Genomic DNA, 17,261 nt, shown 5'->3' with positions numbered 1-17,261 from the left:
ACGGGCGGTTTCGCGAGGGGCCGGGCCGGGATCAGTCGTCCTGACCGACCTGGTACTCGTCCCAGGACTCCTCGTCCGGGTCGAAGTCGGTCCGGGCGGACTCCCAGGTGGCGGAGGTCAGCTCGACCCCGGGAACGTCGCCCAGCAGGGCGACCGGGTCGACGAAGTGGGCGAGCGAGCCGGACGGGTCCAACTCGATGGCCTCGACGGACTGGGCACGCTCCTCGTCGTCGAGGTACTCGTCGCCCTCGACCTGGGTCAGGGCGGCGGTCTTCAGAGCCTGCTCGTCGATGATCTCGGCGATGAGCTCGATGGTGAGGCGAACGTAACGCGGGGCGTCCTGCTCCGGCAGGTCAGTGCTGGTCATGTGTGCGAGCGTAGGCGAGCCGGACCGCCCGGCGGAAACGGCACGGGCCGGTCCACTGAATGTGGACCGGCCCGGCCGTCTCTCCGGATCGGCTCCCCCACCCGGGAGCCCCGGAGACGCGCCGCATGGCGCGGTGGGTGCCGCAGGGGCCGCCGCACCCTGTCGGTCGGCCCCGGCCGGACAGCCGGGGTCGGACAGGGGCGGGACGACGGCAGCCCCCACGAGGGCCCCTCCGCCACCGGAGACCGGGGCGGAGGAAGGACACGGTGGGCCGGGTCAGGACCGACCGACGTGTCCGGGCGACCGCAGGACCGGGGAGCCGCTCCCTGCCACTGCCGTCACCCTGTTCGGCGTCTCGCCGTTGACCTCTACGATGCCCGACGGTTGTTAACCCAGTGCTGCGTGGACGTGACGCCGGTGTACCACTTCGCATGGAGACGGATTCCCACCCGCCCGACCCAGAGCCCCTGCTGACGCGACCTCAGTGGCCGCCGCGGCCGGCCAGGAAGGCCAGCAGGTCCTGCCGGGTGACGATGCCCTGCGGCTTGCCCTCGACCAGGACGACGGCCGCGTCGGCCTTCTCCAGGACGGTCATCAGGCTGGTCACCGTCTCACCCGAACCGACCACCGGCAGCGGCTTGGACATCACGTCGCCCAGCGTGTCGGTGAGCTGGATCCGCTGGGCGTACAGCCCGTTGAGCAGCTCGCGCTCGACCACCGAGCCGATCACCTCGCCCGCCATGATGTCGGGGTGGCCGGCGCCCGGCGAGACCACCGGCATCTGCGAGACGCCGAACTCGCCCAGCACGCGGACCGCCTCGCCGACCGTCTCGCCCGGGTGCATGTGGACGAACTGCGGGATGCCCTCGTGCTCGACGGCGTCCTTGCGGGCCAGCACCTCGCTGATGTGCGCCTCGTCGGTCTCGGACGGCAGGAAGCCGTAGTCGGCCATCCAGTCGTCGTTGAAGATCTTCGAGAGGTAGCCGCGGCCGCCGTCCGGCAGCAGCACCACGACGACGTCGTCCGGGCCGAGCCGCTTGGCGACCTCCAGCGCGGCCACCACGGCCATCCCGCAGGAGCCGCCGACCAGCAGGCCCTCCTCCTTGGCCAGCCGGCGGGTCATCTGGAAGGAGTCCTTGTCGGAGACCGCGACGATCTCGTCGGCCACCTCACGGTCGTAGGCGGTCGGCCAGAAGTCCTCACCGACGCCCTCGACCAGGTACGGACGGCCGGTGCCGCCCGAGTAGACCGAGCCCTCGGGGTCGGCGCCGATGACCTTGACGCTGCCGCCGGAGGCGTCCTTCAGGTAGCGGCCGGTGCCGGAGATGGTGCCGCCGGTGCCGACGCCCGCGACGAAGTGGGTGATCTTCCCCTCGGTCTGCTCCCACAGCTCCGGGCCGGTGGAGTGGTAGTGCGAGGCCGGGTTGTCCGGGTTGGAGTACTGGTCCGGCTTCCAGGCGTTGGGGGTCTCCCGGACCAGGCGGTCGGAGACGTTGTAGTAGGAGTCCGGGTGCTCGGGGGCGACGGCGGTCGGGCAGACCACCACCTCGGCGCCGTAGGCCCGGAGCGTGTTGATCTTGTCGGTGGAGACCTTGTCAGGACAGACGAAGATGCACTTGTAGCCCTTCTGCTGGGCCACGATCGCCAGACCGACGCCGGTGTTGCCCGAGGTCGGCTCGACGATCGTGCCACCGGGCTTGAGCGCACCGGAGGCCTCGGCGGCCTCGATCATGCGCATCGCGATGCGGTCCTTGACCGAACCACCGGGGTTGAAGTACTCGACCTTCGCCAGCACGGTCGCGCTGATGCCCTCGGTGACCTTGTTGAGCTTCACCAAAGGCGTGTTGCCGACCAGGTCGATGATCGAATTGTGGTACCGCACGGGGGTCCTCCCGGTAAGTGCGATGCGGGTGTTGTTCGGTACTGACCAGCCTAGGGCCTGTGTCGGAGGTCCGGCCGGGCCCCGGATGGCCGACGCCCGCCGATAGCGCCCGGCTCCGGCGGGTAACAGCAGGGAGAGACAGGCAGGAACAGCACCACGCGAAGGGGGCCGGGGTGTCAGGATCACGGGAGTCGCGGGCCCGGGTCGCCCGCCGGATCGCCACGGCGGCGGCGTACGGCGGCGGCGGAATCGGATTACTCGGGGTCGGAGTGGTGGGCCTGCTGCTCACCGAGACCAGGCTGGCGGTGCGCGCGGTCGGCCTGCTCGACGGCGACCCGCCCAAGGCGGACGGGGTGTACGGGGCGGCCTTCGCGGATCCGCTGGAGATCGAGCCACCGCTGGTGCTGGCCTTCCTCGGCGACTCCACCGCCGCCGGGCTCGGGGTGGCGCGCGGGCACGAGACCCCGGGGGCGCTGCTGGCGGCCGGGCTCGCCTCGGTGGCCGAACGCCGGGTACGGCTGCTGAACGTCGCCAGGTCGGGGGCCCGCTCGGCGGACCTGGCCGGGCAGGTGGCGCTGGCCCTGCCGCACCGGCCGACCATCGCCGTGATCATCATCGGCGCCAACGACGTCACCCGGCACAGCTCGGCCGCGCAGTCCGTGCGGCAGCTGGGCGAGGCGGTGCTGGCGCTGCGCCTGAACGGCTGCGAGGTGGTCGTCGGCACCTGTCCGGACCTGGGGACGATCAAACCGGTCCGCCCGCCGCTGCGCTGGGTGGCCCGGCGGCTGAGCCGCCAGCTGGCCGCCGCGCAGACCATAGCGGTGGTGGAGAACGGCGGCCGGACCGTGTCACTGGGCTCGCTGCTCGGCCCCGAGTTCGCGGCCCGCCCGGAGATGTTCGCCGCGGACCGCTACCACCCCTCCTCGCAGGGGTACGCCACAGCCGCGATGGCCGTGCTCCCCTCGCTCTGCGCGGCCCTGGACCTCTGGCCGGACGAGGCGGCGCCCGACGCCGGACGCGAGTCGGTACTGCCGGTGGCGATGGCGGCGGCCACGGCGGCCGGGCACTCGGGCACCGAGGTGGCGGCGGCCGACCCGGGCACGCCGGACCTCGGACGGCGCTGGGCACTGGTCAAGCACCGGCTGCGGTTCGGCCTGCCGGGAGCCGGGCAGCAGAACGGTACGACGGATATCCCACCGGAACAGGAGGAGGCGCAGGCCGCAGGGTAGGCCGCGTCGGCCAGCTCACACCCGGACCCAGGTGACGCACGGGCTACTTAGCGGTAACTTTCCTCCCGAGCGTCCCACTTGGCACAGCCCCGCCCGGCGGCGCACGCTCGGAACCCCAGGTCACCCAGCGAGGAGCCACCATGCCCGAAGCCGTCATCGTCAGCGCCGCCCGTTCGCCGATCGGCCGGGCCTTCAAGGGCTCGCTCAAGGACGTCCGCCCGGACGACCTGACCGCGCAGATCATCGGCGCCGCGCTCGCCAAGGTGCCCGAGCTGGACCCGCGCCAGATCGACGACCTGATGCTCGGCTGCGGCCTGCCCGGTGGCGAGCAGGGCCACAACCTGGCCCGGATCGTCGCCGTCCAGATGGGCATGGACTACCTGCCCGGCGCCACCATCACCCGCTACTGCTCCTCCTCGCTGCAGACGACCCGGATGGCGCTGCACGCGATCAGGGCGGGCGAGGGCGACGTCTTCCTCTCGGCCGGCGTGGAGACCGTCTCGCGCAGCGTCAACGGCACCTCGGACGGGATGCCGGGCACCCAGAACCCGCTCTTCGCCGACGCCGTGGCGCGCACCGCGCACCGCGCCGAGGTGGGCGGCGGGGAGTGGCACGACCCGCGCGAGGACGGGCTGATCCCGGACGCGTACATCGCCATGGGCCAGACCGCCGAGAACCTGGCCGCGCTCAAGGGCATCACCCGGGCCGACCAGGACGAGTTCGGCGTCCGCTCGCAGAACCTGGCCGAGGCCGCGCTCAAGGCCGGGTTCTGGCAGCGCGAGATCACGCCGGTCACCACCCCGGACGGGACCGTGGTCAGCGCGGACGACGGCCCGCGCGCCGGGGTCACCATAGAGGGCGTCTCCGGCCTGAAGCCGGTGTTCCGCCCCGACGGCACCGTCACGGCCGGCAACTGCTGCCCGCTGAACGACGGCGCGGCCGCCCTGGTGATCATGTCCGACACCAAGGCCCGCGAGCTCGGCATCACCCCGCTCGCCCGGGTCGTCTCCACCGGCGTCAGCGCCCTCTCCCCCGAGATCATGGGCTACGGCCCGGTCGAGGCGTCCAAGCAGGCCCTCAAGCGCGCCGGACTGGGCATCGGCGACATCGACCTGGTCGAGATCAACGAGGCCTTCGCGGCCCAGGTCATCCCGTCCTACCGGGACTTGGGCATCGACCTGGACCGGCTGAACGTCAACGGCGGCGCGATCGCCGTCGGCCACCCCTTCGGCATGACCGGCGCCCGGATCACCACCACCCTGATCAACTCCCTGCAGTGGCACGACAAGCAGTTCGGTCTGGAGACCATGTGCGTCGGCGGCGGCCAGGGCATGGCGATGGTCATCGAGCGGCTGAGCTGAGCCACGGCGGACCGCCGGGCCGACCCGCCCGGAAGCGACACCCGTAAGTCAACCCCCCGTTCGGGGGTGACGGACGGTGATTGAGGGCCGGATCACATCCCGACTGTGATCCGGCCCTCGTTTTCTGCCCGGAGTGGCGTTTTGCGAACACCCCGAAATCGGTCAACTCCGCAGCGTATAACGGGTCCGGTTAACAATTTGAGGACAAGGAGGTACGTCACACTCAAATCGGACATCTGCCACTGCAGTAACAGCGCCCCATACGGCAGTGTGGACGTGTAACCCCGTTCCACTCCTCGCTAGGAGTACGTTCCGTGAGCGCCGTCGACACCATCCTGCTGCTGATCCTGATCGCCGTGTGTACCGCCGTCCTGCTCCACGTACGTGGCCTCTCCCGCCGCCTGGACGAGCAGCGGGCCGCTGCAATCGCCCCTTCCCCCGCCGTGGTTGACGAAAGCGTCATACGCCGCGCGGTGACCGAGGCACTGGCCGCGGACCGCGAGCGGGAGATCGCCGAGGCACGCGCGTTCTGGGCCGAGCAGGAGGCCAAGGCGGCCGAGGACGCCCCGCTCTTCGACTCCCCCTTCAGCGCCCCCCAGTTGAGCGTCGCCGAGGAGTGGCCGCTGTTCTTCCCGCGCCCCACCGGGCCGCAGGAAGCGGTGGACAACGCGGGCCTCATGGACCCCGAGTTCGGCGAGGCGCTGCGCTCCGCGCTGGAGGACCTCGTCAGCGAGGACCACGGCGGCGAGTACGGGCTGCCCGGCGCCGACGGCGGCGCCCGGGGCGGTTCGGGCCACCCGGCGCACCCCGGCGCCGGCCATCCCGCGCACGGCGGCACCGAGACCGGCGAGGCCCGCGCCCGCCGCGAGGCCGACCTGCTCGCCACCGGCCTGGAGTCCGGCCTGCTGGACGCCGAGGCGACGGCCGCCCCCGACCCGCGCCGCCACCCCTCGCACCCCGACTTCGTCCCCAGCCCGACCCCGTCCCGGGAGTGGACGGACACCAAGCTGACCACCCTGGCCGAGGAGCACATCGCCCTCACCGACGTCCGCCCGGGGCCCCTCGGCACCCTGGACGTGTACGCCTTCGCCGACGGCACCACCCTCTGCGTGGCGCCCGGCGACCGCGAGGCCGCCTACCGCCTCATCGACGCCGTCCGGGCCGGCGAGGACGTCCGCCTGCTCGGCGGCTCCCGCTTCTCCGGCTCGTACTCGCTGACCTTCTGCACCGACGAGGACGCCGTCTACGTCCTGGCCGACCGCGTCGTCGCCAGCATCTGACCGGTCCGGGCGGCAGCTGACGGCTCCTCGGGCCGACGGGGCGCGGGGACTGTGCGACCCACGCCCGGGAAGGGGTGCGGGTTCAGCACGGCCCCCGCGCCCCTGTTGCGCCTTGCCGCGCCGTCTCGTGCCGCGCCTCAGTCGATCAGTCCGGCGACGGCCCGCACCGCGGCCAGCGCCTCGGCCAGCTGCGGGCCGTCGGCCGCCACGGCGAACTCGTGCCCGGCGACGGCGAGCTGGTCGCCGACCGCGAACGGGCCCGCGTCCGGGAACTCGTGCGGCGGCTCACCGGCCGCGGCCAGGGCGGCGCTGGCCAGCTGCCGGGCCAGCGCCAGCCCGGCGGCGGCCCGCGAGGGGTGTCCCGGCACCGCGCCCAGGAGACGGCTCTGCGGCATCGCGCGGTAGCGGTCCGCCAGACGCTCCACGGCATCCAGCAGGGCGCTCCGGTCGGCGGACGTACGAAGTTCGGCGGACATGCCCCCGAGGCTATCCCGTCCGCTCCACGGGGCCCACGAGGCGCCTGGCCCCCGCACCGCCGCCCGCCCCGGCCCCCAAAGGCCCGGGCCCCGGAGCGGGTGCTCCGGGGCCCGTGAGTGGCCGACTGGCGGCGGGTCAGTCGTCGCCGCGCAGGATCGCGATCAGCCGGAGCATCTCCAGGTAGATCCAGACCAGCGAGAGGGTCAGTCCGAAGGCGGCCCGCCAGGACTCCTGCTGCGGAGCGCCGCCCTGGATGCCCGCCTCGATCTCGGCGAAGTCCAGCGAGAGGAAGAACGCGCCGAGGCCGATGCCGAGCAGGCCCACCACGATGCCCAGCGGCCCGGAGCGCAGACCCATGTCGGCGCCGAACATCGACGCCACCAGGTTGATCAGGAGCAGGATCACAAAGCCCATGGCGACCGCCATGCCGATCCGCGTGTAGCGCGGGGTGACCCGGATCCGGCCGCTCTTGTAGGCGATCAGCATCGCCGCGAAGACCGCGGCCGTACCCAGCACGGCCTGGATCGCGATGCCCGGCAGGGCGGTGTTCAGCGCCTTGGTGATCGCCCCGAGGAAGAAGCCCTCCAGCGCCGCGTAGGTCAGGATCAGCGGGGCGCTGACGCTCCGCTTGAAGCTGATCACCAGGCCGACCACGAAGGCCGCGAGCGCCGCGACCACGGCGAAGCCGTAGTTCTGCGCGGGGAGCGCGAACCAGGCGACCGCGCCACCGGCGACCAGGGTGAGCAGCGTGAGGGCCGTCCTGGCCACCACGTCGTCCATGGTCATCCGGCCGGTCTGCAGCGGACCGGCGGGCGGTGCGCCGTACATCTCGGCCAGCTGCTCGGCGGTGAGCTGCCGGCCGTACTGCTGCCCGTAGGACTGCTGCTGCGCATACGGGTTGTTGTCGTAGGGGCTGCCGGTGTAGGGGCTGCCGGACTGCGGCTGCTGGGCGGCTCCGGTGCCGAACCCTGCGTATCCGGTGCCGCGGGTGAAGGACCCCTCCCGCGAGAAGACCGGGTTGCTGCTTCTCATGCTCATTCCCTCCGGGGGCGGCAAGGCACCACCCACGCCCCCCAAGGGTAATGCCCTGGCAAAGAGAAGCGCCTACGCCGCGAGGAGGATCTCGCAAACGCGGCAACAGGGCGGAGTTGGTGCCCGGGGCCGGACTCGAACCGGCACGGCCTCTCGGCCAAGCAGTTTTAAGCTGCCCGTGTCTGCGTTCCACCACCCGGGCGTGAACCGCTCCGCCCCTGTGCGGGCTACCCCTGAGACTAGTCTCCCGGCCGCCCCTTTCGCATGTTCCCAGCGTGGAATTTGTCATGTTTCCTTGCCATCTGACGAACCGTCTGCGATTTGGACAGGCTTGGACCGATATTCGGCCATCAGCACTTCATCAGGGTCAACGTCATACCCGAGGAGGAGACGCACTGGGCCGCGTACGACCAGCGGCGGTGGGCTCAACCGTTCCCCGGAGCGACTAAATTCCATGATCGCCGACGGACCATGGAATAGCGGCTGGAGCTGTGCGCCCGGCCGACCGGCTATCACCGATCAACCACTGTGCAAGGAGCCCTCCGTGACCACGACGTCCGCGTACGCCGTCCAGACCGGCCAGGCGGCCGCCCGCGCCACCGGCCTCAACAAGGTCTACGGAGAGGGCGAGACCCGCGTGGTCGCCCTGGACAACGTCAGCGTGGTGTTCCCGCAGGGCGAGTTCACCGCGATCATGGGGCCCTCGGGGTCCGGCAAGTCCACCCTGATGCACTGCATGGCCGGCCTGGACACCGTCTCCTCCGGCTCGTCGATGATCGGCCAGACTGAGCTGGTGGGCCTGAAGGACAAGCAGCTCACCAAGCTCCGCCGGGACCACATCGGCTTCATCTTCCAGGCGTTCAACCTGCTGCCCACCCTGACGGCACTGGAGAACATCACGCTGCCGATGGACATCGCCGGCCGCAAGGTCGACAAGGCGTGGCTGGACCGGGTGGTGGACACCGTCGGTCTCTCCGGCCGCCTCTCGCACCGCCCGAGCCAGCTCTCCGGCGGCCAGCAGCAGCGCGTGGCCTGCGCCCGCGCGCTGGCCGGCAAGCCGGACATCATCTTCGCCGACGAGCCCACCGGCAACCTCGACTCCCGCTCGGGCGCCGAGATCCTCTCCTTCCTGCGCAACTCCGTCCGCGAACTGGGCCAGACCGTGGTGATGGTCACCCACGACCCGGTCGCCGCCTCCTACGCGGACCGTGTGGTCTTCCTCGCCGACGGCCGGATCGTCGACGAGCTGATCGCCCCCACCGCCGACAGCGTCCTGGATCGGATGCGCCGCTTCGACGCCAAGGGCCGGACCAGCTGAGCGGGCCGGACCGACTGACGCCCAGCCAGTAGCCGCCCGCCCCGACCCTCCCAGGACGCACCCATGTATCGCACCGCACTGCGCAATGTGCTGGCCCACAAGGGCCGCCTGTTGATGACAGCACTCGCCATCCTGCTCGGCACGGCCTTCGTCTCCGCCACCCTGGTCTTCTCCGACACGCTCGGTGAGGCCATGAAGAACAGTTACGCCAAGAGCTACACCGACGTCTCCGTCCTGGTCACCGACAACTCCGCGGGCATGCGCTTCGGCCCCAGGGGCAGGGACGACGCCGGGAAGTCCGAGAAGCTCACCGACGCCACCGTCCGCGAGATAGCCGCCCTGCCCGGGGCGGACAGGGCGCGCGGCGTGGTCAGCGGCTTCATCGGGGTGGCCGACAAGAAGGGCAACCTGATCGGCGAGGTCTGGAGCGCCCTGGGCAGCAACTACGTGCCCGACGCCACCGGCAAGGACAGCCGGTACCCGCTGGTGGACGGCCACGCCCCGGCCGGCCCCAAGGAGGTCGCGATCGACAGGGCGACCGCCGACAAGGGCGGTTACCACGTCGGCGACACCATCCGGATCGCTAGCAACGGCCCGGCCATGGACGCCAAGCTGACCGGCATCGTCACCACCGACGACCCGCAGATCACCTCCGGCGGCACGCTCACCCTGATGGACACCGCCAGCGCGCAGAAGCTGCTGCTGACGCCCGGTCAGTACAGCTCCATCTCGGTGCTGGCCAAGTCCGGCACCAGTGAGCCCGCGCTGCTCGCCGACGTCACCAAGGCCCTCCCCAAGGGCGACAACTTCCACACCGAGACCGGTCAGCAGCTCACCGACGAGCAGACCAAGGCGATCGCCGCCGGCACCGACGGCATGAAGACCATGCTGCTGGTCTTCGCGATCATCTCGCTGTTCGTCAGCATCTTCATCATCGCCAACACCTTCACCATGCTGGTCGCCCAGCGCACCAAGGAGCTGGCCCTGCTCCGCGCGGTCGGCGCCAGCCGCTCCCAGGTCACCAAGTCGGTGCTGGTCGAGGCGCTGGCCCTGGGCATCGGCGCCTCGGTGACCGGTCTGCTCGCCGGTGTCGGCATCGGCGCCGGGATGCAGTCGCTGATCCACGCGACCAGCGCCGGGATGCCCACCGGCCCGCTGGTGATCGCCCCGACCACGGTCGTGGTGACGCTGGTGGTCGGCGTCCTGGTCACCGTCCTGTCCGCCGTGATCCCCGCCGTCCGCGCCTCCCGGATCGCCCCGGTGGCCGCCATGAGCAGCGGCGACCAGCCCGCCACCCAGAAGAGCCTGGTGGTCCGCAACGTCATCGGCTCGGTGATCACCGTCGGCGGACTCGGCCTGGTCGTCATGGGCGCCGCCACCAAGAGCAGTTCCGGTCGGGTGCCGGTCGGCTTCGGTGTCGCGCTCGCGATGATCGGCATCTTCGTGGTGCTGCCGCTGCTGTCGCGTCCGGTGATCGCCCTGGTCGGCCCGCTGATGGCCAAGCTGGCCGGCACGCCCGGCAAGCTGGCCCGACGGAACGCGGTGCGCAACCCGCGCCGTACCGCCGCCACGGCCGCCGCGCTGACCATCGGCCTCACCCTGGTCACCGGCCTGACCGTGCTGGGCGCCTCGATCACCGACATGGTGGACAAGGCCGTCACCAGCTCCATGAAGGCCGATTACGACATCACCACGGCCACCGGCGGGCTGACCCCCGAGCTGGCCACCGCCATCGGCAAGGCCCCCGGGGTCGCCGTCGCCAGCCCCGTCAACAAGGCCTACTCGGAGTTCAACGGCCACTCGCACTCCGTCTTCGGCATCGACGCCGCAGGCTTCGAGCAGCTGGTCCAGCCGAAGATGCTCAGCGGTTCGGCCTCGGCGCTGAAGCAGGGCCAGATCCTGGTCGACGACTCGATGGCCAAGAAGGAGAACCTCGCGGTCGGCTCCACCGTCAAGGTGAGCTTCCCCGAGCACGAGGGGACGATCACGGTCGGCGGCGTGTACGAGGGCAACGCGATGATCTCCGAGGTCGTGATGGCCAACACCGACCTCGCCAAGCACGACTCCGCGACCTACCTCAGCGACGTCCTGGTCAAGGGCACCGACGGCGCCAGCCCCGCCCTCAAGCAGTCCATCAAGGACGCCACCGGCAACAACCCGGTGGTCCAGGTCAAGACCAAGCAGGACATGCGCGACGAGTTCAACAAGATCATCACCTTCGCGCTGAACATGATGTACGGCCTGCTGGGCATGGCCGTGGTGATCGCGGTCATCGGCGTGATCAACACGCTGGCCATGTCGGTCTTCGAGCGCAAGCGCGAGATCGGGATGCTGCGGGCGATCGGCCTGGACCGACGCGGCATCAAGCGGATGGTCCGCCTGGAGTCGGTGGTCATCTCGCTGTTCGGCGCGGTGATCGGCGTCGCCCTCGGCACCTTCGCCGCCTGGGCGGTCAACCGCACCCTGACCTCCAGCCTGCCGACGCTCAGCACCGTGATCCCCTACGGCCAGCTGCTGCTGTTCCTGGCCCTGGCCGGCCTGGTGGGTCTGTTCGCCGCGCTGTGGCCCGCCCGCCAGGCGTCCAAGCTGGACATCCTGACGAGCATCAAGACGGACTGACCGTCCGGCCCGCTCGGCCCCCTTCGGCGGGGGCGGAGGGCGGTACCACCGGTGTGGGCCGGTGGTACCGCCCTCCGGCGTCCTCCGGCCCCCACCACGGCTGCCCCCGCGCCACGCACGGCGCACGAGAAGGCCCCTGGAACCCGCCACGGGTTCCAGGGGCCTTCTCGTTACTTCTGTACTCCGCCCGGTCGCACGGCCGGCTGAGCACCACGGAGGTCGTGGTCCGGCGACACTGCCGGGCGGAGGGCCTCCGACTCGTACCCGGGTCACTCCTTCGCCCGGATCTGGTCGCTTACTTGCTGCTTGCGAGTTCCTTCTCGGCGGGCTTGGCGGCCTCGACGGGCTTGGGAGCGGGGGCGGCGGCCTCCTGGAAAGCCCCGAACGGCTTCTCCATCTCGGCCAGACCCACGGTCTCGCGCTTCAGGAACATCGCCAGCGTCCAGTCGGTGAAGACCCGGATCTTGCGGTTCATGGTCGGCACCCGGCTGCCGTGGTACAGGCGGTGGAACCACCAGGCCGGACGGCCCTTCAGCTTGTACTTGCCGAAGAGGATCGCCACACCCTTGTGCAGGCCGAGACCGGCGACCGCACCGAGGTTCTTGTGCTTGTACTCGGCCTGCGGGAAGCCGCGCATACCGGAGATGACGTTGTCGCCGAGGACGATCGCCTGACGGACCGCGTGCTGCGCGTTCGGCGGGCACCAGGCACCCTCGCCGACGGCGAGGTCCGGCACCTGGGCGTTGTCGCCGGCGGCCCAGACGTAGTCGAAGCCCTGGACCTGCAGGGTCGGCGCGGTGTCCACGTGGCCACGCGGGCCGAGCGGCAGGCCGAAGTTGTTCAGGACCGGGTTGGGCTTGACGCCCGCCGTCCACACGATGGTGGAGGCATCGGCCTCGACGCCGTTCTTCAGCACCACGTGCTGGTCGACGCAGGAGTCCATCGAGGTCTCGATGTAGATCTCGATGTTGCGCTCTTCGAGCTTCTCCTTGGTCCACAGACCGAGGTCCGGGCCCATCTCGGGGAGGATCCGGTTGGCCGCCTCGACGAGGATGAAACGCATGTCCTCGCGGCTGACGGTCTTGTAGATCTTCGCCGCGTCGCGCGCCATGTCCTCGACCTCGGCGATGGTCTCGACGCCGGCGAAGCCGCCGCCGATGACCACGAAGGTGAGGGCCTTGCGGCGGACCGCCTCGTCCGTGGTGGACTCGGCCTTGTCCAGCTGCGCCATGACGTGGTTGCGGAGGCTGATCGCCTCCTCGACCGTCTTCATGCCGATGCCGTGCTCGGCGAGGCCGGGGATCGGGAAGGTGCGGGAGACCGAGCCGGTGGCGACGACCAGGTAGTCGAAGGGCAGCTCGTAGGAGTCGCCGGCCGAGGGCTGGATGGTGGCGACCTTACGGGCGTGGTCCACACCGGTCACAGAACCGGTGAGCACCTCCGCCTTCTTCAGGGCGCTGCGCAGCGGCGCGACAAGGTTGCGAGGCGCGACGTTGCCGCCGGCCGCCTCCGGGAGGAAGGGCAGGTACGTCATGTACGACCGCGGGTCGACGACCGTGACGGTCGCCTCTCCGTAGCGCATCTTCTTGAGGATGCGCATCGCGGCATACAGGCCGACGTAACCACCGCCGACAATGAGGATGCGAGGACGCTCCGTGGTGCTCATATCCGAAAGTATCCAGCACCGTCCGGCGAGCCTTTCGTGAGGCCCGTCACAGCCCCCTGGACACCGTCTGCTACACTACGCGGCCCCGATCGCCCGGGTGCGACACCCCCTGCCGGACGCCCGCTGCGCGCCGTGAGCGCCGCACTGCGGACGGCACTCCTGAGCAGCAACGATCCTTGTGGCACCGGGGTTCCCGCGCGTCATTTCGATTTCACCGGCGAGCCGGGAGCCCTGCCTGCGATCCAGCGAGCCGGTCGGCGAGTCGACCTTCGGTCCCGCATAACGGACGTAGCGGGCAGCGAAGTGCGACGAAAGACTGGATCGCCATGTGAAGAAATTCACGAAGTTTTTCGCGGCGCGCCGGACAGCGACCGGCCCCGGGGCCGCGAAGAGCGTCCCGGGGCCGATTCGGTAAGGGGCCGTCCGGCCGAGCGTGCCCGACACCCCTGGACCCGACAGAGTCGGGCGTACGTCAGGCGATACTCCAGGCGATGCCGTCCAGGATGTCGTGCTCGCTGACGACCACCTCGGCGGCACCCGTCCGCTCCATGATCTCCAGCAGCACCAGGGCACCGGCCGCGATCACGTCCACCCGGCCCGGGTGCATCACGGGGATCGCCGCGCGCTGCTCGTGGGTCGAGCTCAGCAGCCGGCCGGTCACCTCGCGGACCGCGGTCACCGACAGCCGGGCGTGGTGGATCGCGGCGGAGTCGTACTCCGGCAGGTCGAGCGCGATCCCGGCCACCGTGGTGACCGTGCCGGCCAGGCCGACCAGGGTGGCCGCCCGGTCCAGCGGGACCACCTCGGCGGCCTGGTCCAGCGCGGCCCGGATGTCCGCCTGGGCGGCGGAGATCTGGCCGAGCGTCGGCAGCTCGGTGCCGGCGAAGTGCCGCTCGGTCATCCGGACACAGCCGATGTCCACCGAGCGGGCCGCCTCGACGTCCGCACTGCCCAGCACAAACTCGGTGGAGCCGCCGCCCAGGTCGAAGACCAGGTAGGGGGCCTCGAAGTCGCCGCCGGCCAGCTCCTTGGTGGCGCCGATGAAGGAGAGGTGCGCCTCCTCCTCGCCGCTGACCACCGCGGGCTCGACGCCCAGGATCTCCCGGACGCCCCTGGTGAACTCCTCGGCGTTCTCGGCGTCGCGGGAGGCGCTGGTGGCGACCATCCGGATCCGGTCCGGACCGACCCCGTGCTCGGCGATGACCGCGGCGTACTCACGGCAGGCCGCGAAGGTCCGCTCCAGCGCCTCGGGCGCCAGCCGGCCGGTGCTGTCGACGCCCTGGCCGAGCCGGTTGATGATCATCCGGCGGTCGCGGTCGGCGATCGCGCCGGTCTCGGGGTCGAGATCGGCGATCAGCAGCCGGATCGAGTTGGTGCCGCAGTCGATCGCGGCGACCCGGGTGGCGGTCATTCGCTCTCCTCTTCGGCCAGGCGCTTCTTCGCGGCGCGCTCGGCGGTCTTCTGCTCCTTGGCGGCGATCACCGCGGCGTGGTCCTCGGCCTCGGCCCGCTGCGCCGCCACCTTGGCCTCGCTCTCGGCGAGTTCGGCCGGGCTGACACACGGGCCCTTGGCCCACCAGTCCTCCAGCATGCCGAGCGCCTCGTCGCCGAGCGGGTTGACGCCGGGACCGGCCGCCAGCGAGTGGCCGACCAGCACGTGCAGGCACTTCACCCGGTCCGGCATGCCGCCGGCGCTCGGGAAGCCCTCCAGCACCTCGATGGCGTCACGGCGGGCGATGTAGTCCTCGTGCGCCTTCTGGTAGGCGGCGGCCAGCTCCGGGTCCTCGGCGAGCCGGGCGCTCTGGTCCTTCATCACACCGTCCGCCTCCAGGGTGCCGATCAGCGAGGCGGCCTTGGGGCAGGTCAGGTAGTACAGCGTCGGGAACGGCGTGCCGTCCGGCAGCCGGGGCGCCGTCTCCACGACGTCCGGGTTGCCGCAGGGGCAGCGGTGCGCGACGCCGCGCAGGCCGCGCGGCACACGGCCGAGCTGGGCCGCGATGGCCGCGACGTCGGAGTCGTCGACCGAAGGGGTCGGGGGCGTGGACGGGTTCTCAGTGGTCATAGGGGTGCTGTCTCTAGCGAGGGGCGGGTGCGGGGGCAGTTGGCTGAGCGGTGGTGGGGGCGGCGGCGGGAACGGTGACGGGCGGAGCGGCGGCGGCCACGGGAGGCGAGTCGGCCAGTGCGACCGAGCCCCAGACGCTGGTGTACCAGGGCACACCGGCCCTGGCGGCCGGACCGGCCGCCACCACACCGGGGGCGGGCTGGGCGGCGGGCGGGCTCGGGTCGATCGAGACGAACGGCGTCTCACCCGGCAGCGCGTAGTGCAGCCGCTCGCGGGCCTGCGCCATGACGAACGCCGGGTCCTGCCAGCGGGCCCGCTCCCGGCCGAGCCGCTCGACCTGCTGGGTGGCGCGCTCGGCCTTGGCACGCTGGGCGTTGATCTCCGAGCGCTGCGCGATGAACTGGCGGGTGGGATACGCGAGGATCGCCACGAGCGAGCACAGGACCAGCACGAGCACCGTGGCCCTGCTGGTGAACCGTGGCCGCCCGGCGATCCCGGGGATCTTCCACCTCGCCATGTACCCCTCCCGTCGGCCCCGCGCGCCGGTGCCCCGCCGCCCAACCCTACGGGGTGAGGCGACGGGGCACCGATGACCGGCCGAACGTGTCAGCCCTCGTACTGTCAGCCCTCGTGCTCGCGGTGCCGATTACTCCGCGGCGCGGAAGCGCGGGAACGCGCCACGGCCGGCGTACTCGGCGGCGTCGTCGAGGATCTCCTCGATGCGCAGCAGCTGGTTGTACTTGGCGACGCGCTCGGAGCGGGCCGGGGCACCGGTCTTGATCTGGCCGCAGTTGGTGGCGACGGCCAGGTCGGCGATGGTGACGTCCTCGGTCTCACCGGAGCGGTGCGACATCATGCAGCGGTAACCGTTGCGCTGGGCCAGCTCGACGGCGTCCAGGGTCTCGGTCAGCGAACCGATCTGGTTGACCTTCACCAGCAGCGCGTTGGCGGTGCCGGTCTCGATGCCCTTGGCCAGGCGGGCCGGGTTGGTGACGAACAGGTCGTCACCGACCAGCTGGACCTTGTCGCCCAGCTTGTCGGTCATGGCCTTCCAGCCGTCCCAGTCCGACTCGTCCAGCGGGTCCTCGATGGAGACCAGCGGGTACGCGGCGACCAGCTCGGCGTAGTACTCGATGAGCTCGGCGGCGGAGAGCGCCTTGCCCTCGAACTGGTAGGCGCCGTCCTGGTAGAACTCGGACGCGGCGACGTCCAGCGCGAGCGCGACGTCCTTGCCCGGCACGTAACCGGCCTTCTTGATGGCCTCGGTGATGAGGTCCAGGGCCTCGCGGTTGGAGTCCAGGTTCGGCGCGAAGCCGCCCTCGTCGCCCAGGCCGGTGGAGAGACCGCGCTCCTTCAGCACGCCCTTGAGGGTGTGGTAGACCTCGACGCCCCAGCGGACCGCCTCGGAGAACGACTCGGCGCCGATCGGCGCGATCATGAACTCCTGGATGTCGACGTTGGAGTCCGCGTGCGAACCGCCGTTGAGGATGTTCATCATCGGGACGGGCAGCACGTGCGCGTTCGGACCACCGAGGTAGCGGAACAGCGGCAGGTCACTGGCCTCGGAGGCGGCGTGCGCCACGGCGAGCGAGACGCCGAGGATCGCGTTGGCGCCCAGCGAGGACTTGTCCGGGGTGGCGTCCAGGTCGAGCATGGCCTGGTCGATCAGGCGCTGCTCGGTGGCGTCGTAGCCGACCAGCTCCGGGCCGATCTGCTCGATGACGGCGAGGACGGCCTTCTCCACGCCCTTGCCGAAGTAACGGTTCTTGTCGCCGTCACGAAGCTCCAGGGCCTCGAAGGCGCCGGTGGAGGCGCCGGACGGGACAGCGGCACGACCGGTGCTGCCGTCGTCGAGGCCGACCTCGACCTCAACCGTGGGGTTGCCACGCGAGTCGAGAATCTCACGGGCTACGACGACATCAATGGACGGCACGAGGCATCTCCTAGCGGAAGCAGGTCCTACGGACAG

General features: G+C 71.0%; 13 protein-coding genes, 1 tRNA gene and 1 pseudogene. 5 read left to right on the top strand and 10 right to left on the bottom strand.

Features of this window, described 5'->3' with window-relative positions; genetic code table 11:
• Window positions 1-31 precede the first annotated feature (31 nt).
• Window positions 32-367, bottom strand: coding sequence for a hypothetical protein (locus tag UK12_RS18590; protein ID WP_045304150.1), 336 nt, complete (start codon window positions 365-367; stop codon window positions 32-34).
• A 481-nt stretch (window positions 368-848) separates the two neighbouring features.
• Complete coding sequence (locus UK12_RS18585; RefSeq protein WP_045304149.1) at window positions 849-2,249, bottom strand: cystathionine beta-synthase; 1,401 nt, start codon at window positions 2,247-2,249, stop codon at window positions 849-851.
• Window positions 2,250-2,521: 272 nt separating this feature from the next.
• Between UK12_RS18585 and UK12_RS18580 the strand changes: the two genes are divergently transcribed.
• The 3 genes from UK12_RS18580 (at window position 2,522) to UK12_RS18570 (ending at window position 6,119) form a co-directional block, all read left to right on the top strand.
• Window positions 2,522-3,478 carry an SGNH/GDSL hydrolase family protein gene (locus tag UK12_RS18580; RefSeq protein ID WP_197084974.1) on the top strand — a complete coding sequence of 319 codons (957 nt, stop codon included), beginning with the start codon at window positions 2,522-2,524 and terminating at the stop codon, window positions 3,476-3,478.
• A 140-nt stretch (window positions 3,479-3,618) separates the two neighbouring features.
• Window positions 3,619-4,839, top strand: coding sequence for an acetyl-CoA C-acetyltransferase (locus tag UK12_RS18575; protein WP_045304147.1), 1,221 nt, complete (start codon window positions 3,619-3,621; stop codon window positions 4,837-4,839).
• 314 nt (window positions 4,840-5,153) lie between these two features.
• Window positions 5,154-6,119: a hypothetical protein gene (locus UK12_RS18570; protein WP_045304146.1), complete on the top strand. Its 966-nt coding sequence runs from the start codon at window positions 5,154-5,156 to the stop codon at window positions 6,117-6,119.
• Between the two features lie 137 nt (window positions 6,120-6,256).
• Here UK12_RS18570 and UK12_RS18565 read toward each other — a convergent pair whose 3' ends face one another.
• The 3 genes from UK12_RS18565 to UK12_RS18555 all read right to left on the bottom strand — a co-directional run bounded on the left by UK12_RS18565 (window position 6,257) and on the right by UK12_RS18555 (window position 7,830).
• Complete coding sequence (locus UK12_RS18565; protein ID WP_045304145.1) at window positions 6,257-6,595, bottom strand: hypothetical protein; 339 nt, start codon at window positions 6,593-6,595, stop codon at window positions 6,257-6,259.
• A 136-nt stretch (window positions 6,596-6,731) separates the two neighbouring features.
• A complete protein-coding gene (locus UK12_RS18560) occupies window positions 6,732-7,628 on the bottom strand; it encodes a Bax inhibitor-1/YccA family protein (RefSeq protein WP_045304144.1) in 897 nt (298 codons plus the stop codon).
• Window positions 7,629-7,745: 117 nt separating this feature from the next.
• Window positions 7,746-7,830 (bottom strand) — tRNA-Leu (locus UK12_RS18555).
• Window positions 7,831-8,172: 342 nt separating this feature from the next.
• Here UK12_RS18555 and UK12_RS18550 point away from each other — a divergent pair.
• Window positions 8,173-8,946 (top strand): ABC transporter ATP-binding protein, encoded by a 774-nt coding sequence (locus UK12_RS18550; protein ID WP_045304143.1) that lies wholly within the window; start codon window positions 8,173-8,175, stop codon window positions 8,944-8,946.
• Between the two features lie 63 nt (window positions 8,947-9,009).
• Window positions 9,010-11,565 (top strand): ABC transporter permease, encoded by a 2,556-nt coding sequence (locus UK12_RS18545; RefSeq protein WP_045304142.1) that lies wholly within the window; start codon window positions 9,010-9,012, stop codon window positions 11,563-11,565.
• Window positions 11,566-11,860: 295 nt separating this feature from the next.
• Here the strand turns inward: UK12_RS18545 and UK12_RS18540 are convergent, their stop codons facing one another.
• The 5 genes and pseudogenes from UK12_RS18540 to eno all read right to left on the bottom strand — a co-directional run bounded on the left by UK12_RS18540 (window position 11,861) and on the right by eno (window position 17,225).
• Window positions 11,861-13,231, bottom strand: a complete 1,371-nt coding sequence (locus tag UK12_RS18540) for an NAD(P)/FAD-dependent oxidoreductase (RefSeq protein ID WP_045304141.1) — start codon at window positions 13,229-13,231, stop codon at window positions 11,861-11,863.
• 472 nt (window positions 13,232-13,703) lie between these two features.
• Window positions 13,704-14,642 (bottom strand): Ppx/GppA phosphatase family protein, encoded by a 939-nt coding sequence (locus tag UK12_RS18535; protein ID WP_045304140.1) that lies wholly within the window; start codon window positions 14,640-14,642, stop codon window positions 13,704-13,706.
• A gap of 146 nt (window positions 14,643-14,788) precedes the next feature.
• Window positions 14,789-15,292 (bottom strand): annotated as a pseudogene (locus tag UK12_RS18530) (DUF501 domain-containing protein); the annotation flags it as partial.
• Between the two features lie 13 nt (window positions 15,293-15,305).
• Window positions 15,306-15,809 (bottom strand): septum formation initiator family protein, encoded by a 504-nt coding sequence (locus tag UK12_RS18525; protein WP_052681975.1) that lies wholly within the window; start codon window positions 15,807-15,809, stop codon window positions 15,306-15,308.
• A 129-nt stretch (window positions 15,810-15,938) separates the two neighbouring features.
• Window positions 15,939-17,225 (bottom strand): phosphopyruvate hydratase, encoded by a 1,287-nt coding sequence (gene eno / locus UK12_RS18520; RefSeq protein WP_045304138.1) that lies wholly within the window; start codon window positions 17,223-17,225, stop codon window positions 15,939-15,941.
• Window positions 17,226-17,261 lie beyond the last annotated feature (36 nt).

Origin of the sequence: Saccharothrix sp. ST-888 (assembly GCF_000955975.1) — a bacterium.
Classification (GTDB): Bacteria; Actinomycetota; Actinomycetes; order Streptomycetales; family Streptomycetaceae; genus Kitasatospora.
This window is presented reverse-complemented; position numbering and strand designations above follow the sequence as displayed.